General features: G+C 72.9%; 24 protein-coding genes. 4 read left to right on the top strand and 20 right to left on the bottom strand.

Annotation, left to right across the window (positions count from 1 at the left end):
* Positions 1-45: 45 nt before the first annotated feature.
* Positions 46-654 (bottom strand): TetR/AcrR family transcriptional regulator, encoded by a 609-nt coding sequence (locus ACZ470_RS11850; RefSeq protein ID WP_468426726.1) that lies wholly within the window; start codon positions 652-654, stop codon positions 46-48.
* 119 nt (positions 655-773) lie between these two features.
* Here ACZ470_RS11850 and ACZ470_RS11845 point away from each other — a divergent pair, with 119 nt between their 5' ends.
* Complete coding sequence (locus ACZ470_RS11845; protein WP_468426725.1) at positions 774-1,526, top strand: SDR family NAD(P)-dependent oxidoreductase; 753 nt, start codon at positions 774-776, stop codon at positions 1,524-1,526.
* Positions 1,527-1,547: 21 nt separating this feature from the next.
* On the opposite strand, the gene ACZ470_RS11840 is transcribed toward ACZ470_RS11845, so the two are convergent.
* The 17 genes from ACZ470_RS11840 to ACZ470_RS11760 all read right to left on the bottom strand — a co-directional run bounded on the left by ACZ470_RS11840 (position 1,548) and on the right by ACZ470_RS11760 (position 19,707).
* Positions 1,548-2,213 carry a response regulator gene (locus ACZ470_RS11840; RefSeq protein WP_468426724.1) on the bottom strand — a complete coding sequence of 222 codons (666 nt, stop codon included), beginning with the start codon at positions 2,211-2,213 and terminating at the stop codon, positions 1,548-1,550.
* A complete protein-coding gene (locus tag ACZ470_RS11835) occupies positions 2,210-3,640 on the bottom strand; it encodes a sensor histidine kinase (RefSeq protein WP_468426723.1) in 1,431 nt (476 codons plus the stop codon). Before ACZ470_RS11835 ends, ACZ470_RS11840 begins: the two co-directional genes overlap by 4 nt.
* A gap of 16 nt (positions 3,641-3,656) precedes the next feature.
* Positions 3,657-4,319 (bottom strand): response regulator, encoded by a 663-nt coding sequence (locus tag ACZ470_RS11830; RefSeq protein WP_468426722.1) that lies wholly within the window; start codon positions 4,317-4,319, stop codon positions 3,657-3,659.
* Positions 4,316-5,635 carry a sensor histidine kinase gene (locus tag ACZ470_RS11825; protein WP_468426721.1) on the bottom strand — a complete coding sequence of 440 codons (1,320 nt, stop codon included), beginning with the start codon at positions 5,633-5,635 and terminating at the stop codon, positions 4,316-4,318. Before ACZ470_RS11825 ends, ACZ470_RS11830 begins: the two co-directional genes overlap by 4 nt.
* Complete coding sequence (locus ACZ470_RS11820; RefSeq protein ID WP_468426720.1) at positions 5,628-6,812, bottom strand: acyltransferase family protein; 1,185 nt, start codon at positions 6,810-6,812, stop codon at positions 5,628-5,630. Before ACZ470_RS11820 ends, ACZ470_RS11825 begins: the two co-directional genes overlap by 8 nt.
* Positions 6,809-7,837, bottom strand: coding sequence for an alpha/beta hydrolase (locus ACZ470_RS11815; protein WP_468426719.1), 1,029 nt, complete (start codon positions 7,835-7,837; stop codon positions 6,809-6,811). Before ACZ470_RS11815 ends, ACZ470_RS11820 begins: the two co-directional genes overlap by 4 nt.
* A gap of 127 nt (positions 7,838-7,964) precedes the next feature.
* A complete protein-coding gene (locus ACZ470_RS11810) occupies positions 7,965-8,831 on the bottom strand; it encodes an alpha/beta hydrolase (RefSeq protein WP_468426718.1) in 867 nt (288 codons plus the stop codon).
* Between the two features lie 166 nt (positions 8,832-8,997).
* Complete coding sequence (kynU, locus tag ACZ470_RS11805; protein ID WP_468426717.1) at positions 8,998-10,191, bottom strand: kynureninase; 1,194 nt, start codon at positions 10,189-10,191, stop codon at positions 8,998-9,000.
* Positions 10,184-11,014 (bottom strand): tryptophan 2,3-dioxygenase family protein, encoded by an 831-nt coding sequence (locus ACZ470_RS11800; protein ID WP_468426716.1) that lies wholly within the window; start codon positions 11,012-11,014, stop codon positions 10,184-10,186. Before ACZ470_RS11800 ends, kynU begins: the two co-directional genes overlap by 8 nt.
* A gap of 149 nt (positions 11,015-11,163) precedes the next feature.
* Positions 11,164-11,577 (bottom strand): DUF3151 domain-containing protein, encoded by a 414-nt coding sequence (locus ACZ470_RS11795; protein ID WP_468426715.1) that lies wholly within the window; start codon positions 11,575-11,577, stop codon positions 11,164-11,166.
* Positions 11,578-11,594: 17 nt separating this feature from the next.
* A complete protein-coding gene (locus tag ACZ470_RS11790; protein WP_468426714.1) occupies positions 11,595-13,064 on the bottom strand; it encodes an MFS transporter in 1,470 nt (489 codons plus the stop codon).
* A gap of 62 nt (positions 13,065-13,126) precedes the next feature.
* A complete protein-coding gene (gene fbaA, locus ACZ470_RS11785; RefSeq protein WP_468426713.1) occupies positions 13,127-14,158 on the bottom strand; it encodes a class II fructose-bisphosphate aldolase in 1,032 nt (343 codons plus the stop codon).
* 148 nt (positions 14,159-14,306) lie between these two features.
* A complete protein-coding gene (gene pyrE, locus ACZ470_RS11780) occupies positions 14,307-14,855 on the bottom strand; it encodes an orotate phosphoribosyltransferase (protein ID WP_468426712.1) in 549 nt (182 codons plus the stop codon).
* A gap of 10 nt (positions 14,856-14,865) precedes the next feature.
* Positions 14,866-15,654 (bottom strand): aldose epimerase family protein, encoded by a 789-nt coding sequence (locus ACZ470_RS11775; protein ID WP_468426711.1) that lies wholly within the window; start codon positions 15,652-15,654, stop codon positions 14,866-14,868.
* Between the two features lie 806 nt (positions 15,655-16,460).
* Positions 16,461-17,321 carry an SRPBCC domain-containing protein gene (locus ACZ470_RS11770; protein ID WP_468426710.1) on the bottom strand — a complete coding sequence of 287 codons (861 nt, stop codon included), beginning with the start codon at positions 17,319-17,321 and terminating at the stop codon, positions 16,461-16,463.
* A gap of 86 nt (positions 17,322-17,407) precedes the next feature.
* On the bottom strand, positions 17,408-19,081 hold the full coding sequence (locus ACZ470_RS11765) for a polyamine aminopropyltransferase (protein ID WP_468426709.1): 1,674 nt from the start codon (positions 19,079-19,081) through the stop codon (positions 17,408-17,410).
* A gap of 98 nt (positions 19,082-19,179) precedes the next feature.
* Positions 19,180-19,707 carry a DUF2617 family protein gene (locus tag ACZ470_RS11760; protein WP_468426708.1) on the bottom strand — a complete coding sequence of 176 codons (528 nt, stop codon included), beginning with the start codon at positions 19,705-19,707 and terminating at the stop codon, positions 19,180-19,182.
* An 805-nt stretch (positions 19,708-20,512) separates the two neighbouring features.
* On the opposite strand from ACZ470_RS11760, the gene ACZ470_RS11755 reads away from it, so the two are divergent.
* Positions 20,513-21,706 (top strand): pyridoxal phosphate-dependent aminotransferase, encoded by a 1,194-nt coding sequence (locus ACZ470_RS11755; RefSeq protein ID WP_468426707.1) that lies wholly within the window; start codon positions 20,513-20,515, stop codon positions 21,704-21,706.
* A 257-nt stretch (positions 21,707-21,963) separates the two neighbouring features.
* Here the strand turns inward: ACZ470_RS11755 and ACZ470_RS11750 are convergent, their stop codons facing one another.
* Positions 21,964-22,494 (bottom strand): YbjN domain-containing protein, encoded by a 531-nt coding sequence (locus ACZ470_RS11750; RefSeq protein ID WP_468426706.1) that lies wholly within the window; start codon positions 22,492-22,494, stop codon positions 21,964-21,966.
* Positions 22,495-22,633: 139 nt separating this feature from the next.
* Here ACZ470_RS11750 and ACZ470_RS11745 point away from each other — a divergent pair, with 139 nt between their 5' ends.
* A complete protein-coding gene (locus tag ACZ470_RS11745; protein WP_468426705.1) occupies positions 22,634-23,131 on the top strand; it encodes a hypothetical protein in 498 nt (165 codons plus the stop codon).
* A 39-nt stretch (positions 23,132-23,170) separates the two neighbouring features.
* Here the strand turns inward: ACZ470_RS11745 and clpB are convergent, their stop codons facing one another.
* Positions 23,171-25,768 carry an ATP-dependent chaperone ClpB gene (gene clpB, locus ACZ470_RS11740; RefSeq protein ID WP_468426704.1) on the bottom strand — a complete coding sequence of 866 codons (2,598 nt, stop codon included), beginning with the start codon at positions 25,766-25,768 and terminating at the stop codon, positions 23,171-23,173.
* A 129-nt stretch (positions 25,769-25,897) separates the two neighbouring features.
* Between clpB and ACZ470_RS11735 the strand changes: the two genes are divergently transcribed.
* On the top strand, positions 25,898-26,314 hold the full coding sequence (locus tag ACZ470_RS11735) for a pyridoxamine 5'-phosphate oxidase family protein (RefSeq protein WP_468426703.1): 417 nt from the start codon (positions 25,898-25,900) through the stop codon (positions 26,312-26,314).
* Positions 26,315-26,494 lie beyond the last annotated feature (180 nt).

Below are 26,494 nucleotides of genomic sequence, written 5' to 3'. Positions count from 1 at the left end.
CCCTCACCGTAGCCCCGCCGCCTCGGCCCGGCGTGCGTGTCCGGTTCAGAAGGGTGGCCAGGTCTTCAGCGCGGCGTCGGCCATGCCCTGGAGTTCGTCGCGGCCGACACCGCTCGCGGCCTGCACGGCGATGCCGAAGGCCAGGGTGCTGACGTACCGGCCCAGTAGTCCCGCGTCGGTCGTGGGGGGCAGGTCGCCCTCGTCGACGGCTTGCTGGAACCGCTCGCGGAGGCGGTCGCACCCGTTGTTGCGCCAGGCGGCGAGGAGATCGCGGACGCCGCTGCCCGAGGCACCGGTGACCAGGGCGCTCTGGACACCCAGGCACCCGTGGGGCTGAGCCGGCCGGGTGGTGGTGCGTACGGCGCCGGTCAGGATCGTGGTCGCGACGCCGAGTGCGGTCGGCTGTTCCAGGGCCCGGTTCAGGTAGGCGCTCGGGCCTTCGTCGTAGCGCTCCAGGACCTTGCGGAACAGTTCCTCCTTGTTGCCGAAGGCCGCGTACATGCTGGTGGTGGAGATGCCCATCGCCTTGGTCAGGCCGCTGAGGCTGGCGCCCTCGTAGCCGTGCTCCCAGAAGTGGAGCATGGCGCGTTCCAGCGCCGCCTCGGTGTCGAAGGCTCGGGGTCGGCCGATCGGACCGCTCTGCTTGCTCGCCACCCGTGCACTCTACCCCTTCCGTAGCGATCGATGCAGAATCTTCCGCATCGATCACTACAGAAGTGCTAGGGTCTGAATTCCGCATCGATCGCTACAGAACTCGAAGGGAAACGATCACCATGGGACTGCTGGAAGGGAAGACCGCCCTCGTCACCGGCGGCGGCACCGGAATCGGCCTGGCCACCGCTCAGCGGATGGCCGCCGAGGGCGCGCACGTGATCATCACCGGTCGGCGCAAGGCCGAACTCGACACGGCCGTCGAAACGATCGGCTCCGCGGCGGCCACCGCGGTGGTGGGCGACATCTCGGACCCGGACGACCTGAACCGGCTGTACGACGTGGTCCGCGCCCGGGGCGAGGGACTGGACGTGCTGTTCGCGAATGCCTCCGTCGCCGAGTTCGTGCCGCTGGAGCACATCACCGAGGAACAGTTCGACATCCACTTCGGCGTCAACGTCCGCGGCACGCTGTTCACCGTCCAGAAGGCCCTGCCGGTACTCAACGACGGTGCCTCGATCATCCTGAACGGCTCCACCAGCGCGGACTCCGGCGCGCCGGCGTTCGGCCTGTACGCGGCGTCCAAGGCGGCCACCCGCTCGTTCGCCCGCACCTGGGCCAACGAACTCAAGGGACGCGGCATCCGGGTCAACGCCGTCACCCCCGGCCCGACCGAGACCCCCGGCCTCTCGGGACTTCAGCCCGACGCGGAGCAGTCGGCGGAGTTCAAGCGGTTCCTGGCCGACTCGGTGCCGCTGGGGCGGCTGGCCGCCCCGGAGGAGATCGCCGCCGCCGTGCTCTTCCTCGCCTCCGAGCAGAGCAGCTTCATCACCGGTTCCAGCCTGTACGTCGACGGCGGCCTGAACCAGATCTGAGGCCGACGGGCCCGGTGCCGGTCAGCCCGGTGTCACCAGTCGCGCCTCGTACGCGAACACCGCCGCCTGGGTGCGGTCCCGCAGGCCCAGCTTCACCAGGATGCGGCTCACGTGCGTCTTGATCGTCGACTCGGCGACCACCAGCCGCCCGGCGATCTCCGAGTTCGACAGGCCCTGCGCGATCAGCACCAGCACCTCCGTCTCCCGCTCGGTGAGATCGCCGTACGCCGCCTGCGCGGACGGCATCAGCCGCGGGCCCTCGGACAGTTTGGAGAACTCGGTGATCAGGCGCCTGGTCACCGAGGGGGCGAGCAGCGCCTCACCCGCCGCGACGACCCGCACCCCGTCGGCGAGCTGGCGGGCCGAGGCGTCCTTGAGCAGGAAGCCGGAGGCGCCCGCGCGCAGCGCCTGGTAGACGTACTCGTCGAGGTCGAAGGTGGTCAGCACCAGCACCTTCGCGGCGCCGTCGGTGGCGACGATCTCCCGGGTCGCCTCGATGCCGTTCAGCTCGGGCATGCGGATGTCCATCAGCACGATGTCGGGGGCGAGTTCGCGGACCCGGTCGACGGCCTCCCGGCCGTTGACGGCCTCGCCGACGACCTCGATGTCCGGCATCGCGTTGAGCAGGACCGAGAAGCCCTCGCGCACCATCATCTGGTCGTCCGCGATCAGGACCCGGATCGTCATGCGTCACCCTCGTTCTCGTTCACCGTGGCGGCCGGCAGGAACACGGCGACCTCGTAACCGCCGTCGTCGGTCGGGCCGGCCGTCATCTCGCCGTTCAGCATGGTGACCCGTTCGCGCATGCCGGTGATGCCGTGTCCCGCACCGGGCGAGGGCTTGACCAGGCTCGGTTCGGGCATCGGACCGTTGACGACGCGTATGCCGAGCCCGCCGAGGACGTACCCGAGCTCCACGCGGGCGCTCGCGCCGGGCGCGTGGCGCAGGCTGTTGCTCAGCGCCTCCTGCACGATCCGGTACGCCGACAGCTCCACACCCTGCGGCAGTTCCCGCACCGCACCGGTCACCACCTTCTCCACCTCGAGACCGGCGTCCCGCACGTTGACGAGCAGGGCGTCCAGGTCGGCGAGGGTGGGCTGCGGGGCGTCCGGGGCCTCGTAGTCCTCGGCGCGGACCACGCCGAGGATGCGGCGCAGCTCGGTGAGGGCGGCCACCGCGTTCTCCCGGATGGTGACGAAGGCGCGCTCCAGCTCGGGCGGCGGGTTCTCCACCCGGTAGGGCGCGGCCTCGGCCTGGATGGCGACCACCGACATGTGGTGGGCCACCACGTCGTGCAGTTCCCGGGCGATGGTGGTGCGCTCCTCCAGCAGCGTGCGCCGGGAGCGTTCGTGCGCGGTGACCGTCTGCTGGGCGGTCACCTCCTGCTGCGCCGTCCTGCGGACGTGCCAGAGGGAGACCACGAGCAGGGCGAAGGCGGACGTGACCATCATGGGCCCGCCGTTGGTGTAGTAGTACGCCCCGCCGAAGAAGACGTCGGCGAGGAACGCGTACGCGGAGGTCAGCACCCACATCCAGAGGGCGGTGCGGGGCCGGGTGCGCAGCGCCACGACGATCAGCACCGCCAGGTGGCAGATGAACGCGCCGGGCATCCACGGCCAGTCCCATCCGGTGCCGTTGAGGACGGCGACCACCGGGGTCACGGCGAGGGACAGCCAGAACGCGCCGACCGGCCGGACCAGCGTGGCGAGCACCGGGACGGCGCACAGCATGCCGGTCAGCACGGCCGGTACGTCGCCGCCGGGCAGGTCGCCGCCCAGCGAGCCGACGCACAGGGCGAGCAGCGCGACCGCCGCCACCACCGCGTGCGGGAGGTGTTCCGCCGAGGTGCGCAGCCGTTCGGGCAGCCGGCGGACGAACGGGCCGTCCGTGTGCCGGCGCGGCAGCGGGCGGTAGGCGAACGGGTCGTGGAACAGGTCCTGGCGCAGCCCGCGCAGGGCGTCCTGGGCCAGCCGGAACTCCGGACTGCGCGTCCCGGCCCCGTGCTGCTGGTGAGTCGTCTCGGTCACGCCCACACCGTAGGCCGACCGGGTGAGGGCGGTCGTCACCGCTGAGACGGGTTCCCGGGCGTCCGTCTCAGGTACTACGCGGGCCATGACCGAGCGGCGGCGCTCAGTACCCGGAGGGACGGACCAGCCCGGACTCGTACGCGAACACCGCCGCCTGGGTGCGGTCCCGCAGGCCCAGCTTCACCAGGATCCGGCCGACGTGGGTCTTCACGGTCTGCTCGGCCACCACGAGACGTACCGCTATCTCCGCGTTCGACAGGCCCTGCGCGATCAGCGCGAGCACCTCCGTCTCGCGTTCGGTGAGGTCGCCCACGCGCTGTTTGAGGGGGCTGCGGGGCCGGGCGTCCAGCCGGGAGAACTCGGCGATCAGCCGGCGGGTGACGCCGGGCGCGAGCAGCGCGTCCCCGGCCGCCACCACGCGCACCGCCTCGGCGAGTTGCTCGGCGGAGGCGTCCTTCAGCAGGAAGCCGGACGCCCCGGCGCGCAGCGCCTCGTACACGTACTCGTCGAGGTCGAAGGTGGTCAGCACCAGCACCCTGATGTGCGGGGTGGCGGCGGTGATGCGGGCGGTGGCCTCGATCCCGCCGAGTTCGGGCATGCGGATGTCCATCAGGACGACGTCCGGGGCGAGTTCGGCGACCTGCGCGACCGCGTCCAGTCCGTCCACCGCTTGGCCGACCACCTCGATGTCGGGCTGCGTGTTGAGCAGCACGGTGAAGCCCTGCCGGACCATCTGCTGGTCGTCGGCGATGAGTACGCGGATCATGCGGTGCCGTCCTGGGGAAGGGGTTCGGTGGCGGGCGGGGAGGAGACCGGGAGGTGGGCGTCGACCTTGTAGCCCTTGCCGGCCCAGGGACCGGCGGTCAGCCTGCCCCCCAGCATGACGGCCCGTTCCCGCATGCCGAGCAGCCCGTGCCCGGCGCCGGCCGACGGCGGTGCCTCACGGGTCGGTCCGGTGTTGACGACCGTCACCCGCAGCCCCCGCGGATCGTAGGCCAGGGTGACATGGGCGGTCGCGCCGGGCGCGTGCCGCAGTACGTTGCTCAGCGCCTCCTGCACGATCCGGTACGCCGACAGCTCCACGCCGGGCGGCAGCGGGCGCCGCTCCCCGCTGATCTCGGTGGTCACGGTCAGCCCGGCGGCGCGGGTGTTCTCCACCAGCGAGGCGAGACGGTCGAGGGTGGGCTGCGGGGCGTCCGAGCGCTCACCGGGGGCGGGGTGTTCGGAGCGCAGCACGTCCAGCACGCGGCGCAGTTCGGTCAGCGCCTCCACGGCGTTCTGGCGGATGCCGGCGAGGTTCTCCTTCAGCTCGTCGGGCGGGTCCTGGACGAGGTGCGGGGCGACCTGGGCCTGGATGGAGATCACCGACATGTGGTGGGCCACCACGTCGTGCAGCTCCCGCGCGATGCGGCTGCGCTCCTCCAGCAGGGTGCGCCGGGCGCGTTCCTCGGCGGTGAGCGAGGTCTGCTGCGCGAGTGCCGTACGGGCCTCGCGGCGGCTGCGCAGGGCCATCCCGAACATGACGGCGACGGTGAAGAGGATGACGGCGAGCTGCCCGGTCGGCTGGAAGTTCTGGGCGCCCACCAGCCCCTGGACGACGTAGGTGGCGAGCGCCGTCAGGCCGAGCGTCTCCAGGGACACCCGGGGGCGGACGCGCAGGGCGACCAGCAGGAGGACGAAGAGGTGCGCGACGATCCCGGCCGCCGTCCAGGGCCAGGTGAACTTGTAGCCGTCGGGGGTCATCAGGAGCCGCACCGCGTACTGCCCCGCCACCATGGCCGCCATCGACAGCCACCACGCCGGGATCGGCCGCCACAGCGCGAGCACCATCGCGCCGGCCTCGGCGAGGGCGACCGCGAAGGCGGCCCCGCCGTCGAGCCGGGCGTTCTCCCGGAGCTGGGCCGCGTCACCGACCAGCACGCCGAACGCGGCCAGGCACACGATGCCGTGCGGCAGCCAGCGCAGCCACGCCGACGGAGGCAGGGGGTCGACACGCGCCGTCCACAGGTCGTCCCGCAGGACGCCCAGCCACCGCCGGACGAGTTCCACCCCCTTGTTCGCCACGCGGTCCAGCCTAGACATGCCGTACGTCCTTCACGGCCGGCCGGTGCGCGCGGACCACCCGGGACGCTCCCCGCCGCCCGCCACCGCCCCGTTCCCAGGACCGGAAGGCGGCCAGGCACACCGCGAGGGCGAGGGCCAGCACCGGCAGCCAGGCCACACGGGCGGCCACCCAGCCGAGGCCGTCGGGGACCGTGTGCAGACCGGGGAGCCTGCCCGCGAGGAGACCGGTGGCGGTGGTCGCCATGAGGGCGGTCTGGTGCCAGAGGAAGACCGTCATCGCGGAGAGGTTGACCAGGGCCACCGCCGCCCACGCGACCGGTGCGCGCATCGCGCGGCGCAGCGGCTCCCGCAGCAGCAGCGCCAGCCCGCACTGGGCGAGGCCGAAGGTGACGGCGGCCAGCGTCGGCGGGTTGAGGTTGGAGACGCCGGCGCCCGGGACGCCGACCATCGACGCCGGGTAGCCGGCCCCGGCGACGAGCGCGGCCGTGGCCGCCGTACCGGAGACGAGCAGGATCCAGCCGGAGCGGCGGCGTTCCAGCTCGCCCCTGGTCCAGGCCGCGCCCAGGGTGTACGGCACCAGCCAGCCGGCCACCAGGTTCAGCCAGCCGAGCCGGTCGGGGGCGCCGAGGCCGAAGCGGAACAGGTCGACGTGGAGGACGACGGCGAGCGGCCACAGCGGGTGCAGCCGGGCGAGCAGCGGGGTCGCGGCGGTCAGGGCGGCGAAGACCAGCAGGAACCAGAGCGGCGACAGGGCCAGCTTCACGAGCGTGCGGATCGTCGCCAGGTCGGCACCGGAGAGCAGCAGGGCGGCCGTGACGACCGTCCACAGGCCGAGGACGGCGGCGACCGGCTTGAACAGCCGGGCCAGCCGGGCCCCCAGCCAGCGGTGGTACGGGATGCCGCGGGCGCGGGCCGAGGCGTACCCGCGGGTCGCGACATGGCCGCCGACCAGGAAGAACACGGCGAGGGTCTGGAAGGCCCAGGAGACGGGTGCCAGCCACGGCAGGTGCTGGAGCGGGCTGGCGGTGTGCAGGGTGCGGCCGTCCGCGACGAGGGCGGTGACCAGCCAGTGGCCGAGGACGACGCCGAGGACGGCGCCGGCGCGGAGGGCGTCCACGGCACGGTCGCGCCGGTCGGGGGTGGCCGCGTCGAGGCGCCCGGCGGCCGCGCGTATCGCGGTGGTGAGCCGGCTCATGAGGTCACCGCCGAGATCTCGCCGAGGACGATCCGGGTGAGGTTGGTCAGGGAGGTGGAGCCGGGGGCGAAGTAGTCGCTGTGGCCGCCGTCGCCGGCCGCGAAGACCCGGGCGCCGAAGGCCGGGGAGACGGGGTCGGTGCCGAAGCCGACGGTGGTGCCGAAGAGGTCGGCGCTGAGGTGCGGGACGTTGCCGACCCAGTCGTCGGCACCCCGGGCGGCCCAGACCCTGGCCCGGGTGCGCAGGTCCGCGGCGGTGTCGGCGCCGGTGCCGGGGCTGCCGAGGAGGACGAGGTCGTCGGCGTCGAGACCGTCGGCGGCCTCGGCGCAGACGACGGAGCCGTAGGAGTGGCAGAGGAGGGAGATCCGGGCCCGCTGTCCGGCGACGGCACGCAGGTCGCGGACGAGGTCGCGCAGTCCCGGCGCGGCTTCCTCCGCCCGGCCGGTGGTGGCGACGGTGGTGCTGACGGTGCCGGGCGTCTCGTAGCCGAGCCAGGCCACGACCGCCGTACGGGGGGTGAGCCGCTCGTGCAGGGCCACGGCGGCGGCGCGGAACCGGCCGTAGGTGTCGAGACCGGTGTCGGAGCCGGGGACGAGGACGGCGACACGGTCGGCGTGCGCGAGGTCACCGAGAACCTCGGTGACCCGCCCGGACCCGCGCCCGTCGAAGTCCAGCAACTGCCGCCCGGCCAGCGCCCGGTCGACGGCGGCCCGCTCCCGGTCACCGTAGGCGTCGGCCATACGGGCCGCTTCCCGGGCGTTGCCCCGGTGGGCGGCGTAGATACCGTCGAGCGCCCCAGCCGTGGGCGCCGCCACCACGGCAGGCACCGGCGCAGGCACCCGCCCCGGAACAGCCCCGGCCAACGGCAAAGCAAGAGCACAAGCAACAACCCCAGCAAGCACCCCCCGCCCTCGCGATCCGCGGGCAGTCGTGCCGCTGGGGCGGCACGGGTGGGCGCGACGGCACCCCGCAAGCGCCGGGCCGCGCGAACACCCCCCGGCCCACGATCCCCCGGTGGTTCCCATCCCGCCCGCACCTCCCCCGCCAGCCCGACCATCGGGCCTGCCGAAAAGGGAAGTTACGGAGCCACGCGCGTAACCCGCGTCCCGCCGAGGGACTCACCCGAGAGGTAGCTCTCAGGTATGACGGGTATCACCACGCCAACTGCGCGATCTCCTCCGCCACCACCGCACACGCATCCGCCCCCGGATCGATCAGCGGAAAGTGCCCGACGTCCTCCAGCAAGGTCACCCCCACCACCTCCCCGGCCTTCGCCGCCGCCTCCGCATACGCCTCGGCGACCGCCTGCGGGACATCGACGTCGGTGCGCCCCTGCACAAGAGTGGTGGCGATACCGGTGGGAAGCAGCAACGCAGGGTCGGCGTAGGCCTGGCGCTCGGCGAAGTACTCGTCACCGCCGAGGAGTTCGCGAGCCGCACCCCCGCACACCCCGAGCTTGTCGGCGACCGCGAAGTCGGCTATCGGCGCGAGGGCGACGACACCCCGCAGCGGCGGGGGCCCGTCCGTGCGCCAGACGGCGTCGGCGGGGAGGAGATGCCGGGCGGCGGCCCACAGCGCGAGGTGACCGCCCGCCGAGTGGCCGGTGAGAACGACCCGCCGCGGATCGGCCCCCGGCAGATACTCACGCACCAGCGCGGGCAACGCGTCCATCGCGGCGGCGACGTCGTCGAAGGTGTCGGGCCACCGCCCGGCGACGGCGTCACCCCCACCGGGCTCACCGCGCCGGTATTCGACACTGGCCACGGCGAAGCCCCGCCCGGCCAGGAAGGCCGCGAACGGACTGATGTGCCGCCGGTCGTACGGCGCCCGCCAGGCACCCCCGTGCAGGACGACCACGACGGGCGCGGGCCGTCCGTCCTCCCCGCGAGGCGCGTAGAAGTCGATCAGCCGGTCCGGTCCGTCGCCGTACGCCGCCGTGGCGTCGGGGTCGACGGGCGGGTGGGAGAAGGCCGACTCCTCCTCGGCGGCGGCCCGGGCGGCTGCGACGTCGTCCGTCATTGCTCCAACCTCTCAGCGACAAAACACGGGTGACGGACCGACGGGAACGCGGCCGTTTGGCCGGGACGGTATCAGCACGCCCACGTACGCCGACATGCGGATGTCACGCTCGGTCAGCGGGCCCGGGAGGCGACACCGTACGACGTCACCCCCCGGCCCCGGAGGACTACGCCAGCACCTCCGCCAGCACCCGCGCCGCCCGCTCCACGTCCGCGAAACCGACGTACAGCGGGGTGAAGCCGAACCGGAGCACGTCCGGGTGGCGGAAGTCGCCGACCACGCCCCGCTCGATCAGCCGCTTCATCACGTCCCCGGCGTCCGGGCAGCGCAGGGCGATCTGGCTGCCCCGCTCCCCGTGCGCACGCGGTGTCACGCACTCGACCCGGCCGTCGGGGACGTACTCCTCGACGCACTCCAGGAAGAAGTCCGTCAGCGCGAGGGACTTGGCCCGCACCTCCTCGACCGTCACCCCGTCCCAGACCTCCAGCGCCGCCTCCAGGGCGAGCATGGAGAGGATGTCCGGAGTGCCGACCCGCCCGCGCACCGCGCCCGCCGCCGGCTCGTACTCCGGGCGCATCCCGAACGGCTCCGTGTGGGAGTTCCAGCCGGGCAGCGGGGAGTCGAAGCGGTCCTGCAAATCCGCGCGGACGTACAGGAACGCGGGTGAACCGGGCCCCCCGTTCAGGTACTTGTAGGTGCAGCCGACCGCCAGGTCCACCCCGTGCCGGTCCAGGTCCACCGGCAGCGCGCCCGCGCTGTGGCAGAGGTCCCAGACGACGTACGCCCCCACCGCGTGCACGGCGGCCGTCAGCGACGGCAGGTCGTGCAGCCGGCCGGTGCGGTAGTCGACGTGGTTGAGCAGCACCGCCGCCGTACGCTCACCGAGCGCGCCCGGCACCTCGGACGGGGCCACCGGACGCAGCGTGCAGCCCGTCATCCGGGCCGCCGACTCGGCGATGTAGCCGTCCGTGGGGAACGTGGTCGCGTCGACCACGATCTCGTCCCGGCCTGGATCCGCCGACCGCGCCAGCCGTACCGCGCCCACCAGCGCCTTGAACACATTGACGCTGGTGGAGTCGCCCACGACGATCTGCCCGGCCGCCGCCCCGACCAGCGGCGCGATCCGGTCGCCGATCCGCTCCGGCGCCGTCCACCAGCCGCCCTCCGTCCAGGACCGGATCCGCAGCTCGCCCCACTGCCGGCGCACCACGTCCTCCACCCGGCCGGGCACCGCGGCGGGCAGCGCGCCCAGCGAGTTGCCGTCGAGGTAGACCACGTCGTCCAGCACGAACTCGGCGCGCTTGGCGGCCAGTTCGTCGGACCCGTCCAGCTTCTCCGCCCTCTGCGCGAGCTCAGACATAGGACCTCGCCGTCCACAGCTCGGGGAACACGCTCTTCCGCGCCCGCTTCTCCAGCCAGGCCACCCCGGCCGAGCCTCCCGTACCGGCCTTGGCGCCCATCGCGCGGCGGGTGGCGACCAGATGGTCGTTGCGCCAGCGCCACACCAGCTCGGCGACATCGGTCAGCGCCTCGCCGAGGCGGGCCACCTCGTCCCGTTCGTCACCCGAGTAGACGGCCGTCCAGACCGCCTCCACCTCCGCCGACGGCTCGTACTTCAGCGTCACGTCGCGCCGCAGCACGTCCTCGGGGATCGCGTGCCCGCGCCGCGCGAGGAACCGCAGCACCTCGTCGTACAGGCTCGGCTCGTGCAGCGCCTTCTCCAGCTCGGCGTGCACACGCGGCGCGCCCCGGTGCGGGACCAGCATGGACGCGGACTTGTCGCCGAGCAGGAACTCCAGCCGCCGGTACATCGCCGACTGGAATCCGGAGCCCTCACCGAGCGCGCCGCGGTACGCGTTGAACTGCGCCGGGGTGAGGCCGCTGAGGGGCTTCCAGGAGGCGTTCAGCGCCTCCAGCTCCCGCACGGAACGTTTCAGCGCGTCGACCGCGGTCGGTACGTCGTCCCGGCGCAGCGCCTTCGCCGCGGTCTCCCACTCGTGGACGATGACGGTGAACCACAGCTCCATCACCTGGGTGGTGACCAGGAAGACCATCTCTCCGGGATCGTCGGAGAGGGTGTGCTGGAGGTGGGTGAGGACGTCGGCCTTGACGTAGTCCTCGTAAGGGGTCGTTCCCTTGAAGTCGAGATGCGGGGTCTCGGGCTCGTGAGCCTCGTGGGACATCGCTGTCTCCTGTTGTTACTCCGGGTAGCGGTCCGCCCCTGCCGTTACCGGCACGGGGGCCCCGGTCCCCACGGTGCATCCTCCGTAATGCTCCCCCACGACCGCAAGGCCCGCCTGCTCACAGGCGGGCCCCACGGAACACGGACGGCTCAGCCCAGCACCTGGGCCGCCGTCGGCGAGGAGTCCTTCAGGAACTGGCTGCAACGCTCGTACTCCTCCTGCTCGCCGATCGCCTGCGCGGCGCGGGCGAGGGCGTGCAGGGCGCGCAGGAAGCCGCGGTTCGGCTCGTGCTCCCACGGCACCGGGCCGTGGCCCTTCCAGCCGTTGCGGCGCAGCGCGTCCAGTCCGCGGTGGTAGCCCGTACGGGCGTACGCGTACGACTCCACGACGCTGCCCCGCTCGAAGGCCTCGTCGGCCAGCCGGGCCCAGGCCAGCGAGGAGGTGGGGTGCTGGGCGGCGACGTCGGCGGGCGTGGTGCCGGAGGCGAGCAGCTCGCGCGGGCCGGGGTCGTCGGGGAGGTGGGTCGGGGGCGGGCCCCCGAGGAGGTTCTCGTGAATCGACATGGGTCCAGTCTCGTACATCAGCGCGGCCGGCTCCCGCCCTCCTCCCCCGCCTCCAGCGGGGGCACCGCCACACTCCCGTGCGGCAGGCACTCCGGGTGCCGGCAGTCCGGCGCCGGGCGGCGCACGGTCGCGAAGGCGATGCCCGCCCCCACCACCAGGACGCCCGCGCACAGCAGCATGGCCCGCCGGAAGGCGTCGTCGAAGGCGTCCGGCAGCCGGTACGCCTCGGGCCCCATTCCGGCGAGCAGCGGCAGCGCGGCCACCGCCACCAGGCCGGCCGCGCGGGCGGCGGCGTTGTTGATGCCGCTGGCCAGACCGGCCCGCGCGGTGTCCACGGAGGCGAGGACGGTCGCGGTCAGCGGGGCCACCAGGGTGACCATGCCGAAGCCGAGCACCACCAGCGCGGGCAGCACCTCGGTGGCGTACGAGGCGTCCGGCCCGACCCGCAGCATCAGCAGCATCCCGGCCGCGCACAGCAGCGGTCCCACGGTGAGCGGGATGCGCGGGCCGATCCGGTCGCCGAGTTCGCCCGAGCGGGCGGAGAGCAGCAGCATCAGGGCGGTGGTCGGCAGCAGCGCCGTACCGGCGGCCAGCGCGGACCAGCCGACGACGACCTGGAGCTGGAGCGCGGCGAGGAAGAAGAACCCGCCGAACGCCGCGTACACGCACAGCGTGACCACGTTGACCGCCGAGAACTGCCGGGAGGCGAAGATGTCCAGCGGCATCATCGGGACCGGGCGGCGCTTCTCGACGAGGACGAAGGCGACCGCGGCGGCCAGTCCGGCGACCGCGGAGACCGCGACCAGCAGGGACCCCTCGTCGGCCTCGATCAGCGCGTACGTCACCAGCGCGAGGGCGATCGCGCCGAGTGCCGCGCCGAGGACGTCGAACCGGCCCTCGGCCTTCCCGCCCGCCGACTCCGGTACGTGGCGCACGGCGATGGGGGCGCAGAGCAGGGCGAGCGGAACGTTGAGCAGGAACACCCAGCGCCAGCCGGGCCCGTCCACCAGCCAGCCGCCGACGAACGGGCCGACCGCCGCGCCGATGCCGCCGAAGCCGGACCACAGGCCGACCGCGCGGCCCCGGTCGTCGGGGTGGAAGGACGCCTGGATGAGCGCGAGCGAGCCGGGGGTGAGCAACGCCCCGCCGACGCCCTGGAGAGCGCGGGCGGCGATGAGGATGCCGGCGTTCGGGGCGAGGCCGCACAGCAGGGAGGCCAAGGCGAACCACAGCACGCCGACGACGAACACCTTCCGCCGCCCGAACCGGTCGCCCAGCGCCCCGCCGAGCAGGATCAGCCCGGCCAGCGTGACCATGTAGGCGTTGACGGTCCACTGGAGTACGGCGAGGTCGGCGTCCAGGTCGCGGCCGATGCGCGGGAGGGCGACGTTGACCACGGTGGAGTCGAGCAGGGCCATGCTGGAGCCGAGCACCGTGGTGAGCAGGATCCACTTGCCCTGCGGTGAGGACAGCCGGACGTCGGGCATGGAGCGAGCATACGGAAGAGCCCGGCACCTGGGGCGGTACCGGGCTCCCGTGCTGCGGGGTGTTACTTGATGCGGGTACCCGTGGAGCGCAGGTTCTGGCAGGCCTCCAGGACGCGGGCCGACATGGACGCCTCGGCCAGCTTGCCCCAGGTGCGCGGGTCGTAGGTCTTCTTGGAGCCGACCTCGCCGTCGACCTTCAGGACGCCGTCGTAGTTCTTGAACATGTGGTCGGCGACCGGACGCGTGAACGCGTACTGGGTGTCGGTGTCGATGTTCATCTTCACGACGCCGTTCTCCAGCGCGGTGAGGATCTCCTCCGGGGAGGAGCCGGAGCCGCCGTGGAAGACGAAGTCGAACGGCTGGGAGCCGGCCGGCTTGCCGTACTTGGCGGCGACGCCCTCGTTGAGCTCCTTCAGCAGCTCGGGACGGAGCACCACGTTGCCCGGCTTGTACACGCCGTGCACGTTGCCGAAGGACGCGGCGAGCAGGTAGCGGCCCTTGTCGCCGAGGCCGAGGGCCTCCGCGGTGCGGACGGCGTCGTCGACCGTGGTGTAGAGGGAGTCGTTGATCTCGTGCGAGACGCCGTCCTCCTCGCCGCCGGTCGGGGTGATCTCGACCTCCAGGATGATCTTCGCGGCGCGGGCGCGCTCGAGGAGCTCCTGGGCGATGGACAGGTTGTCGGCGAGGGTCTCCGCGGAGCCGTCCCACATGTGGGACTGGAACAGCGGGTTGCGGCCGGCCTTGACGCGCTCCTCGGACACCGCGAGCAGCGGGCGGACGTACCCGTCGAGCTTGTCCTTCGGGCAGTGGTCGGTGTGCAGGGCGATGTTGACGTCGTACTTCTCGGCGACGATGTGCGCGAACTCGGCGAGCGCGACCGCGCCGGTCACCATCTCCTTCTTGTGCTGGCCGCCCAGGAACTCGGCGCCGCCCGTCGAGATCTGGACGATGCCGTCGCTCTCCGCCTCGGCGAAGCCGCGCAGTGCCGCGTGCAGGGTCTGGGACGAGGTGACGTTGATGGCCGGGTAGGCGAACTTTCCTGCCTTCGCCCGGTCCAGCATCTCGTTGTAGACCTCGGGAGTTGCGATGGGCATCTGTCCGCTCCTTATGCGTGCGGTGTGGCGTACTGCGTACTGTCGGCCCTGACCTGGAACCTTGGAAGCGACGTCATTGTCGGGCCCATCTTCCCAGACTTGCCGGGCTGGTCGACGGTGCAGGTCAAGTCGTTATGCGGGGTGATTCTCAGTCGAGGCCGAGCTCGTCCTTGGAGTAGGCGAACAGGTACGGCACCCCGGCGCCCTCCTGGATCTTCTCGGCGGCGCCGGTCGCCCGGTCGACGATCGTCGCGACGGCCACGACCTCCGCGCCGGCCTCGCGCACGGCCTCGACGGCGGTGAGCGGGGAGCCGCCGGTGGTGGACGTGTCCTCGACGACGAGGACGCGGCGGCCCCTGATGTCCGGGCCCTCCACGCGCCGCTGGAGGCCGTGCGCCTTGGCGGCCTTGCGGACGACGAAGGCGTCCAGCCTCCGGCCGCGTGCGGCGGCGGCGTGCAGCATGGCGGCCGCCACCGGGTCGGCTCCCATGGTCAGGCCGCCCACCGCGTCGAAGTCCAGCTCCGCGGTCAGGTCCAGCAGCACCTGCCCGACCAGCGGGGCGGCCTCGCCGTCGAGGGTGACGCGGCGCAGGTCGACGTAGTAGTCGGCCTCCAGACCGGAGGAGAGGGTCACCTTGCCGTGCACCACGGCCTTGTCCTTGATCTGCTTCAGCAGCGCGCCACGTACGTCACTCATGTCAGCCAGCTTAGAGGCGGGTCCAGGTCCAGGTCGTCGAGGCCTCCAGCGGCTCCAGGGGGGTGACCAGACGCGGGTGGGTGTTGAGCCCGTTCGGCGGCCCGGTCTGCGGCTCCACGCAGACTGCCTCGCGCTGCTCGTCGTAGACCACGACCCACTCCTCGCGGCTGGTCACCTTCAGCTCCAGCTGCCCCGGCCAGGTGAGGGTGACGTCGACACCGCCGGGCATCCCGAAGCAGTCGTCCCAGGGCCCCGGCTTCGGGTCGATGCGCTGTCCGGTCGGCAGATGGTCCTCCCCGCGCTCCTCCTGCCAGGCGGGCGCGAAGTCGATCGCGACGTCCTCGCCGCCGAGGCTGCGGTTGAACCACGGGTGCCAGCCGATCTGCGCGGGGAACGACGACTCGTACGTCTCCACGCTCATCGTCAGCGTCAGGGAGTCCCCGGTGAGCGCGATCTGCTGGGTGACGCGCCCCGGGTACGGCCACGGCTCGACGAGGTCGTACGTGATCACGGCCTCGTCGGTGCTCTTGCGGGCGGTGCGCCAGGCGGCGTCGCGGGCGGTGCCGTGGATGGCGTGCGGCGGGGCGTTGAGCGGCATCTGCTGCACGGTGGCGCCGTCCCGGAACCGCCCCTCACGGATCCGCCCGCACCAGGGCACCATCGGGAAGCACCCGAACCGCTCCCCCTGCCGCAACAGTTCGACGCCCCCGACCCGCAGCCCACCGACCCGACCGCCGTTCCCCGGCAGCACGTCCACCTCCGCGTCACCCGCGGTCAGCGTGATGTGTTCGTTACTCACGCGAAGACCCTACTGTGACGATCAACCCCCCGTCCCCGGCGCTCCCTCTCCCCGCACCCCTTGCCGGACGGGGCGACGCGGGCACGGGCCTGACGACGGGGACACATCGTGAGGGCAGGACGGGACGGCGCGGGGGCGCCGCAGGCGCCACGGCGGTGCGAAAGCCCGCCCGCAGCGCGGCGCGGGCGGCGCGGAGCACGGTGACACCGAGCGGCGCAGGGCGCAGCCGGCACGGCGGCGCGCCAGCACGCCCGCAGCGCGGGCCGGGCGGCGCGGGCAGTGCACAACGCGGCAGCACCGAGCGGCGCAAGACGCAACCGGCACAGCGGCGCGCAAGCACGCCCGCAGCGCGCGGCGGGCGGCGCGGGCAGTGCACAACGCGGCAGCACCGAAGGGCGCAAGACGCAACCGGCACAGCGGCGCGCAAGCACGCCCGCAGCGCGGGGCGGGCGGCGCGGGCAGTGCACAACGCGGCAGCACCGAAGGGCGCAAGGCGCAGCCGGCACAGCGGCGCGCAAGCACGCCCGCAGCGCACGGCAGTGCGGCGCGGGCAGTGCACAACGCGGCAGCGCCGAGCGGCGCAGGGCGCAGCCGGCACGGCGGTGCGGAAGGACGTCCACGGCGCGGGGCGGGCAGCGTGGGCGGGGCGGACGGCGCAGGCAGCACGGCGGTGCGGAGCACGCCCGCAGCGCGGGCCGGGTGCGTGGTGCAGGTGCCGGGAGGCAGCACTTGCCGGTGCCGGTGCCCGGGCGCGGGGCCGGGTCGCCTACGCGCACCGCTTCGAGGGTGCCGCGCCCCGGCGCGGGTCAGTGGCGGCGGCGGAGGGCTCTGATGGCGACCACGGCCGAGGCGACGGCGAGGGCTGCCGCGGGGGCGGCCCAGCGCAGGGGGGTGGGGGACGCGACGGTCTGGGGGGCGGGGACGGGGGCGTAGCGGCCGCGGGGCGGGGCGTGGTCGACCTCCTCGGCGCTGCGGCCGATCATCGTCCGCCGGGCGTGCGCCGCCTCGGCGACGGAGTCCTCCTCCTCCGAGTCCTCCGCGTCCTCCACGCCCGCGTCGAGGGAGGGCGGGGGAATCTCCGCGTCGAAGACGGACGGGACCTCTTCGTCCGGTTCCGGGCCGGGCTCGGGAGGCGGGGCGGCGTCGTCCGCGTCCGGGGTGGTCTCGAAGTCGGTGGTGGCCTGGGGCTCGAAGTCCCCCGCCGCCAGCAGTTCCGGCGACTCCGGGACCGCGGTCCCGGCCTCACCCGCCACCGTGCCCAGATTCTCCGCGAAGCGGTTGAGCAGGCGGGTCACCGCGGAGGCCACCGCGTCCGCCGGGAGTTCCGTGACCCGGCCGTCGGCCGTCGCAGTCCCGGTGACGGCGAGGACCGTGCCGCCCGACTCGTCCCGCAGTGTCAGCCGCAGCGCGAGCGTCACCGCACCGCTGCCGCGGGTCTCCGACGCGTCGCCCTCGACGGCGTACGAGCCGTCGTCCCGCGCGGACACCCGTACCGCCCCGCGGTAGGTGACGGAGTGGCTGCCGACGCGGACCTTCAGGCGGCCGGCGACGGGATCCGCACCGGCGTCGTGCTGGAGCCCGGGCACCGCCCGGGCGACCCGCGCGGGGTCGTCCAGCACCTCCCTGAGCCGCTCCACCTCAACCGGAACGAACACCTCGTGCTCCATGAGTGCGGAGCCTACCCACGCGACGCCGGGCTGCACCCCCGTCGGCGAGAAGTCACGGCGCGTCGGTGCGGAACGTAGTAAGGGGCTCAGCCGGTGTACCGGGGATGCACCAGCGTGGACGGCGGCAGACCGGGGACCCGGGTGCGCCCCGCGGCCCGGACGTCCGCCGCGAGGGAGGCGTCGTCGAGCGTGCGCGGGCGCGGCCCCGAGGGGTCGAGGCGCGGCTCGGGGAGGTCACCGGAGGCCAGGACGAAACCCCAGTCGCGGTCGGTGCGGGCGTTCACCGCGGTACCCCGGTCGGGCCCGGCGGCGAATTCCGCCTGCCGGCCGCGCGTGCGGTACGCGGCGGTACGGAACCCCGCCGCGCGGAGCGTGGAGTCCACCGTCCAGAAGTCGCGGGGGCGGGACGCCACCGCTCCCCCGTGCACCACGAGCCGCCCGCCGGGCGCCAGCACCCGCCCGGCCAGTCCGTAGAACTCCCGCGAGTACAGCTTGGTGCTCGCGGTGATCCCGGGATGCGGCAGATCCGAGACGACCACGTCGTACGCCGCCGCGGGCGCCCCGCGCAGCCAGTCGAAGGCGTCCGCGGTGGTCACCCGCACGCGCGGGTCGTCGAGGGCGTGCGCGTTCAGCGCGGACAGCGCCGGATCGTGGCGGGCCAGCCGCACGACGCCCGCGTCGAGTTCGACGACGTCGACCCGGCGCACACCGGGGTGGCGCAGCACCTCGCGCGCGGCCAGCCCGTCACCGCCGCCGAGGACGAGCACGCGCGCGTGCGGGCCGTTCATCGCGGGGTGCACCAGCGCCTCGTGGTACCGGAGTTCGTCCCGTCCGCTGACCCGCAGCCGCCCGTCGAGGAACAGGTTCAGCGGCCGTCCGTCCCGCCCGCCGGTGAGCAGCACCTCCTGGACGTCGGTGTGGAGGGCCACGCGGACGTCCGGGCCGTACATGGCGTGCCGGGCGGCCCGTTCGAAGTCGTCGACGAGGGCGGCGGCCGAGGCGAGGACCACGAGCACGCCCACGTTGGCCCACACCAGCAGCCGGCGGGCGCGGGCCGTGAGGTCCTGCCGGAACAGCCCGAGCACCAGCGCGCCGCCGACGACCGCGTTGACGGCGCCGGTGATCAGCGCGCCGGTCAGCTGGCCGAGGAGCGGCAGCAGCAGGAAGGGGAAGGCGAGGCCGCCCACGAGCGCGCCGACGTAGTCCGCGGCGGACAGGTCGGCCACCGCGCCCCCCGCGTCCTGCCGGCGGATCCGCTGGATCAGCTCCATCAGCAGCGGCACCTCGGCACCGATCAGCAGTCCGGTCGCGAGGGAGAAGGCCACCAGCAGCGCGCGGGGGCCGCTCGCCCACACGCCGCCCCAGTCCCCCGTCCAGGCGAACACGGCGTACAGCGCCATCGCACTGCACCCGCCGACGAGGGCGAGGGTCGCCTCGACGGCACCGAACCCGGCCGCCGCGTGCCGCCGCAGCCGCTTCGCGGCGAGCGAGCCGATGCCCATCGCGAAGACCATCACGGAGAGCACGACCGACGCCTGGGTGACCGAGTCGCCCATCAAGTACGTGGCCAGCGCCACCAGTTCCAGCTCGTACACCAGTCCGCAGGCCGCGCAGACGAACACGCCCGCGAGGACCAGGAACCGCCCGGTGCCCTGCCGCACCGGCAGCCGCAGCGGGCTCCCCGTGTCGTCACCGGAGCCGCCCGGCCCGTGCCCGGACTGCGTGGAGCCGGGTGGGGCGGGGGCCTGCGGTTCGATCACTCCAGCGACGTTACGTCACACCCTCATCGCACATCGTCACCCACACGTGTGGTCTTTGTTTAGGCCCGTCCGATATTGGTATGAGCAATGACTTCGCGTCAGCGCCCTCGGACCGCCGACTTCACCCGCACTCCCACCCTGGTCCGCGTCGCCACCAACTGCCCGTCCTGCGGGTAGGCGTGCCAGGTCCGCCAGTGGACCTGACCCTCGTGGCGCTGGGCGAGCATGGCGGTGAAGGCGTGCGGACTGCCGGGGAAGATCCCGGCGAGGCCCTGCGGATGGTCGGAGACCAGGGCGAGCAACTCCTGGGCGCGGCCTTCGAAGGAGCCCGGCGACAGCGCCTCGACCCGGGCGGCGAACTCGTACTCCCAGTCGTCCACCCGCTTGGCCACACCCAGCGGAAGCGGCGTGCTGCTGCCCGGAATGCACGCCACCGTCTCCGAGCAGACGCCCCGCTCCTCCTCCAGCAGCACCTGGTGGGACGCGCCGAGCAGTCTCAACTGGAGCCGTGACCGGCCCAGTTCGAGATCGAGGGTGGCCAGCGCGGGAAGCGGCTCGCGTCCCAGGGCCCAGGCCAGGTCGGAGGCACATGTGTCGGAATAGGTGGTGTTCAGGGTCGTGAGCATGGATCGGCTCCGCAAGCACACATGGAGAGGGAGATAGGGGGTCCGCGCACCCCGGTCGCACCGGGGAACTCGGCCCGTCAGCCCGGTCACCCGGCCGGAAGAAGGGTCCGCGGGGAGTCCGAGGGCTGCGTCGGTGATTTAGAGGCTTTCATGAACTGTGGCGCCACCACAGCGTTTTTACCCAACTTCGTGGGCTTTCCATCCCCTGGGGGGCTCCTCAGCTCAACTGTTCAATCACGGCGTACGCCCCGCGTGAACGGCTCACACCCCGCACGCCACGCCGCCGGGTCACAACCGGAACCGGACGGATTGCCCCCGCTCAACGAGACAGCGGGGCCCGCCCCAGGTGCGGACCCCGCTGTCGCGGATGCGTTGTCTCCCGAAGCGGAGGCGTGCTGCCCCGTGTCAGCCGCCTCCGCCACCGCATCCGCCGCCCCCGCAGGACGACCCGCCTCCGCAGGACGAGCCACCTCCACAGGACGATCCGCCGCCGGACGACGACGAGCCGCAGCCCCCGCCGCTGCCCCCACCGCCACCGGCCCACCAGCTGTCACGGCCCCTGCCGCGACGGCCGACGCCCACCCGCCGCGTCGTACCGCGGGCCGCGCCCACGACGACGACGGCCAACACCGCGAAGAGCACAACCAGGATGATGCCGATGACCATGGCGCCACCCTCCTTTCGTTGCCCCGTGATCCCCCGAAGCGGCCCCCCGTGGGCGCCTCGCTCACGTGCGTGCCGGGGAGATGCCCCCCGCCCACACGCCCCAAAGCAGAGTTGAGGAACTCCAGAGCTTCGGCGCAGGATGACCGCCATGACCTCCAGCGCGCGCCCCCTCCTGAACCGCCGGCTCGCCGGGTTCGGGACGACGATCTTCGCCGAGATGTCCGCCCTGGCCCTGCGGACCGGATCCATCAACCTGGGCCAGGGCTTCCCCGACACCGACGGGCCCGAGGAGGTCCGGGAGGCCGCCGTACGGGCCCTGCGCGACGGCCGCGGCAACCAGTACCCGCCGGGCCCCGGCATCCCCGAGCTGCGCACCGCGATCTCCGACCACCAACGGCGCCTCTACGACCTCTCCTTCGACCCCGACACCGAGGTCCTGGTCACCGCGGGCGCCACCGAGGCGATCGCGGCCGCGCTGCTCGCCCTGGTGGAGCCCGGCGACGAGGTGATCGCCCTCGAGCCGTACTACGACTCCTACGCGGCCTGCGTCGCCCTGGCCGGCGGCACCCGCGTCCCGGTCACGCTCCGCCCGCGCGGGGGCCGCTTCCACCTCGACCTCGACGAACTCCGCGACGCCGTCACCGACCGCACCCGTCTGCTCCTGATCAACACCCCGCACAACCCGACCGGCACGGTCCTCACCCGCGAGGAGCTGGCGGCGATCGCCGAGCTGGCGGTCGAACGCGATCTGCTCGTCGTGACCGACGAGGTCTACGAGCACCTGGTCTTCGACGACGCCGAACACGTACCGCTGGCGACCTTCCCGGGCATGCGGGACCGCACGGTGACCATCTCCAGCAGCGGCAAGACGTTCTCGTTCACCGGCTGGAAGGTCGGCTGGGTCACGGCGAGCGCCCCGCTCGTCTCCGCCGTCCGGACGGCCAAGCAGTACCTGACCTACGTCAGCGCGGGCCCCTTCCAGTACGCGATCGCCGAGGCACTCCGCCTGCCGGACACGTACTTCGACACCTTCCGCGCCGACCTGCGACGCAAGCGCGACCTGCTCGCCGGCGGCCTGCGCGCGGCCGGGTTCGAGGTCTACCAACCTCAGGGCACGTACTTCATCACCACCGACATCACCCCCTTCGGCGAGAAGGACGCCTACGCCTTCTGCCGCGCCCTCCCCGAACGCTGCGGCGTCGTCGCCGTCCCCAACTCCGTCTTCTACGACGACCCCGACGCCGGCCGCGCCCAGGTCCGCTTCACCTTCTGCAAGAAGGACGACGTCCTTCAGGAGGCAGCCGACCGCCTCGCGGTCAGGCCGGCCCCGTAGGCGCCGTCGGAATCTCCCGAGTCTTCAGCAGGCGGCATGGAGAAGGCTCCCCGAGCGGCAGTCCCGGCACTGTCCGGGTTCCGCTGCACGGAACGCCTTGTCGCAACCGCCGCAGGTCTGGAAGGGGAGAACGGCGGGGGGTGCGTCGCGGCCGGGGAGGCGGAGCAGTCGCCGCGCGGACGCGGAGAAGCCCGGCCGTTCGACGGCCGACCGTGAGGGTCGACGCCGGGGCCGGGCTTCTCCCGCGTCAGGACGGACTACTCGTCGTCCTCGGGCTTCTCCGCCTCGTTGATCTCCTGCTCCAGGCCGAGCTGCTCGACGAGCCACTTGTCGAACTCGATCGCGGCCCGCACCCAGCTGACCGTCGAGGAGACGAAGTGCTCCAGGCTGACGCCCATGCCGATCAGCATCTGGGCCTCACCGATGAGACGGACCGTGCCGTCGTCGTGGGTGTGGGTGTACACCTTGGGCCACAGGGTGCGCCGGTTCCAGTCGTCGACGGACTCGAGCAGCTGCGGCTTCTCGTCGATCTTGTGCGGCCGGTCGTAGAACGTCCGGACGGAGAAGATCTGCTGGTCGCCCTCTCCACGGAACATGAAGTAGGTGCGGAACTGCTCCCACGGCGCCGCGAGGTCACCCTCTTCGTCGACGACGTACTTCAGCTCCATCTGGTCGAGGAGCTGCTTCACGAGGTCCTGATCCGGGACGACGGGGCCCGCCGGTCCTTGGGGCTGCGGCTCGGGCTGCTGGCCCCCGAAATTCGGAATCGAGGACGGGTCGATGGTCACCGTGATTTTCCCTTCGTACGGATCCTGCCATCCTCCCTCATGCGGGGAGGGGGGTGGCAAGCCCCGACGGGGCCTGTCCGCCCCGGGCTGACATGATCTGGCCGGTCGGGTGGACAGCGGACGCACGGGTGGGGGCGCGATGGCGGCGAGGACCGGGGGACGGGTCGCGGGGCGGACCCGGTGGTGGTTGTTCGCGGCCGTCGTCGCCCTTCCGGCGCTGGTCCTGCTCCCCTTTCTCATCGCGTTCGCCGGCATCGTCTTCTCCGACTCCGAGTACCCGCTCGGCGGCGGACCGGAAGAGGTGCCCTGCGCGGACGTCCTCGGCTTCGGCGGTGCGGCTCTTCCCCCGGGTGCCCAGCACGTCGGGGCCTGCACACAGCAGGGATGGCAGGACCTCTATTACAGGGCGGAATTCCGGATGCCCCGGGCGGACGTCCGGGACTGGCTCGCGCGCACCTATCCGGCCGCGCCCGCCCCCGAGACGGAGTTCTGCGCGGACGACGACGCGGATCTGTGTCTGGATCTGGGGTACGGGCAGGGGCTGCCGGAGGGCGTGGGAGCCGACACGGTCACGGTGAACGTGGTCCACGAGGACGCGGGCACCGCGCTCGTGCGGTTCTCGGCGTTCACGCTGTGAGCGGGGGCCCCTCCGCCGGAGGGGCCCTCCCGCCCGCGGCTACAGCGTCTTGCCGGTCGCGGGCCCCACGATCAGGTCGTCGCCGAAGCGGTCGACGCGGACCGTGTCGCCGTCCTTGATCTCGCCGGAGAGGATCTCCCGGGCGAGCCGGTCGCCGATGGCCGTCTGGACGAGGCGCCGCAGGGGACGGGCGCCGTACGCCGGGTCCATGCCCTCGTCGGCCAGCCAGGCCAGGGCCTCGTCGGTGACCTCCAGGGGGAGGCGGCGCTCGGCGAGGCGGCGGGCCAGCGCGTCGATCTGGAGCCGCGCGATCCGGCTCAGCTCCTCCTTCGTCAGCGCCGAGAAGACCACCAGGTCGTCCAGGCGGTTGAGGAACTCGGGCTTGAAGGAGGCCCGGACCACCTCCAGGACCTGTTCCTTCTTCTCCGCCTCCGTGGTCACCGGGTCGACCAGGTACTGGCTGCCCAGGTTGGACGTCAGCACCAGGATCGTGTTGCGGAAGTCGACGGTGCGGCCCTGCCCGTCGGTGAGCCGGCCGTCGTCGAGCACCTGGAGCAGGATGTCGAAGACCTCGGGGTGCGCCTTCTCCACCTCGTCGAGCAGCACCACGCTGTACGGGCGGCGGCGCACCGCCTCGGTGAGCTGGCCGCCCTCCTCGTAGCCGACGTACCCGGGGGGCGCGCCGACCAGACGGGCGACGGAGTGCTTCTCGCCGTACTCCGACATGTCGATGCGGACCATGGCCCGCTCGTCGTCGAAGAGGAAGTCGGCGAGGGCCTTGGCCAGCTCCGTCTTGCCGACGCCGGTGGGGCCGAGGAAGAGGAACGAGCCGGTGGGGCGGTCGGGGTCGGCGATCCCGGCCCGCGAGCGCCGTACGGCGTCGCTCACCGCGCGCACGGCCTCGGTCTGACCGATGAGGCGCTTGCCGAGCTCGTCCTCCATGCGGAGCAGCTTCTGGGTCTCGCCCTCCATCAGCCGGCCGGCCGGGATGCCGGTCCAGGAGGCGACCACGTCGGCGATGTCGTCGGCGCCGACCTCCTCCTTGACCATGGTGTCCCTGGCGACCTCTTCCTCGGCCTCGGACGCGGCCTCCAGGTCGCGCTCCAGGGCCGGGATCTCGCCGTAGAGCAGCTTGGAGGCGGTGTCGAAGTCGCCGTCGCGCTGGGCGCGTTCCGCCTGGCCGCGCAGCTCGTCGAGCTTCTCCTTCAGCTCGCCGACCCGGTTGAGGGACTGCTTCTCCTTCTCCCAGCGGGCGGTGAGGCCGCGCAGCTCCTCCTCCTTGTCGGCGAGGTCGCGGCGCAGCTTCTCCAGGCGTTCGCGGGAGGCGGCGTCGGTCTCCTTGCCGATGGCCAGCTCCTCCATGCGCAGCCGGTCGACGGCGCGCTGGAGTTCGTCGATCTCGACGGGCGAGGAGTCGATCTCCATACGGAGCCGGGACGCGGCCTCGTCGACGAGGTCGATGGCCTTGTCGGGGAGGAAGCGGGAGGTGATGTAGCGGTCGGAGAGGGTGGCGGCGGCCACGAGGGCGCTGTCGGCGATCTGGACCTTGTGGTGGGCCTCGTAGCGGCCCTTGAGCCCGCGCAGGATGGCGATGGAGTCCTCGACGGACGGCTCGGCGACGAGGACCTGCTGGAAGCGGCGCTCCAGCGCCGGGTCCTTCTCGATCCGCTCGCGGTACTCGTCGAGGGTGGTGGCGCCGACCATGCGCAGCTCACCGCGGGCGAGCATGGGCTTCAGCATGTTGCCGGCGTCCATGGCGGAGTCGCCGCCCGCGCCCGCGCCGACGACCGTGTGCAGCTCGTCGATGAAGGTGATGATCTGGCCGTCGGAGTCCTTGATCTCGGCGAGGACGGTCTTCAGGCGTTCCTCGAACTCGCCGCGGTACTTGGCGCCGGCGACCATGGCGCCGAGGTCGAGGGCGACGAGCCGCTTGTTCTTCAGCGACTCGGGGACGTCGCCCTTGACGATGCGCTGGGCGAGGCCCTCGACGACGGCGGTCTTGCCGACACCGGGCTCGCCGATCAGGACGGGGTTGTTCTTGGTGCGGCGGGACAGCACCTGGACGACGCGCCGGATCTCCTGGTCGCGTCCGATGACGGGGTCGAGCCTGCCCTCGCGGGCGGAGGCGGTGAGGTCCGTGCCGAACTTCTCCAGGGCCTTGTACTGGCCCTCGGGGTCGGCGGTGGTCACCCGGCGGGCTCCCCGCGCCTTCTGGAAGGCGTCCTGGAGCCGCTTCGCGGTGGCGCCCTGCTGGGTGAGCACCTCGCCGGCGGCCCCGCCCTTGGCGGCGATGCCGATGAGGAGGTGTTCGGTGGAGAGGTACTCGTCGCCGAGGTCGCGGGCCCGGGACTGGGCGTCCGCGATGACGGCGAGCAGTTCACGGTTGGGCTGGGGCGGTGCGACGGTGGACCCGGTGACGCTCGGCAGGCCGGCGAGGACGCGCTCGGCCCCGGAGCGCACGGCGGCCTGGTCGGCGTCGACCGCGGCGAGGAGGTCCGTGATGTTCTCGTTCTCCTGCCCGGCGAGCAGGGAGAGCAGCAGGTGGCCGGGGGTGAGGTCGGGGTGTCCCTCGGTCACGGCCCGGTTGCCCGCGGCCTGGATCGCTTCCCGGCTCCGGTTGGTCAGCTCGGCGTCCACGTATCCGTTCTCCTCCTTGCGGTGACCCTTCAGCGGCCTTCGTTGCTGACTCGGCCAACGTACACAAACTTGAGTCTATTCCACTCAAGGTGGCGGACGGGAGTACGACGAGGGCTAAGTTCCGGGGTCATGGCCACCACGTACTCGGTAGATCCGGGCGATCCGGACGAGACCTATCTCAGCTTCTGGCGCGAGAAGCACCTGTGCACGCTGACCACCCTCCGTCCGGACGGCACCCCGCACGTCGTACCCGTCGCGGTGACGTACGACCCGGAGGCGCGACTGGCGCGGGTGGTCGCGAACAAGTCCAGCGCGAAGGTGCGGCACGTGCTCGCGGCGGGGGCGGAGGGCGCGCTCGTGGCGGCCTGCCAGGTGGACGGCCGGCGGTGGGCGACGCTGGAGGGGCGGGCCGTGGTCCGTACGGAGCGGGAGCGGGTCGCGGAGGCGGAGCGGCGGTACGCGGAGCGCTACGGCCGGACACCGCGGCCCAACCCGTCACGGGTGGTCATCGAGATCACCCTCACACGCGCGATGGGGCGAGGGTGAAACCGGATGTAACGCATCCGCCTCCGACCGTCGGTTTCCGGCCATCACGCGATCGGGGCCATACCCCGAAATATCCCGGAAAACTGCAGCGGGGGGGGGGGGGGGGGGGGGGGGGGGGGGGGGGGGGGGGGGGGGGGGGGGGGGGGGGTGGGGCTGGGGGGGGGGGGGGGGGGAGGGGGT

The sequence above is a fragment of the Streptomyces sp. NPDC031111 genome (assembly GCF_055570675.1).
This window is presented reverse-complemented; position numbering and strand designations above follow the sequence as displayed.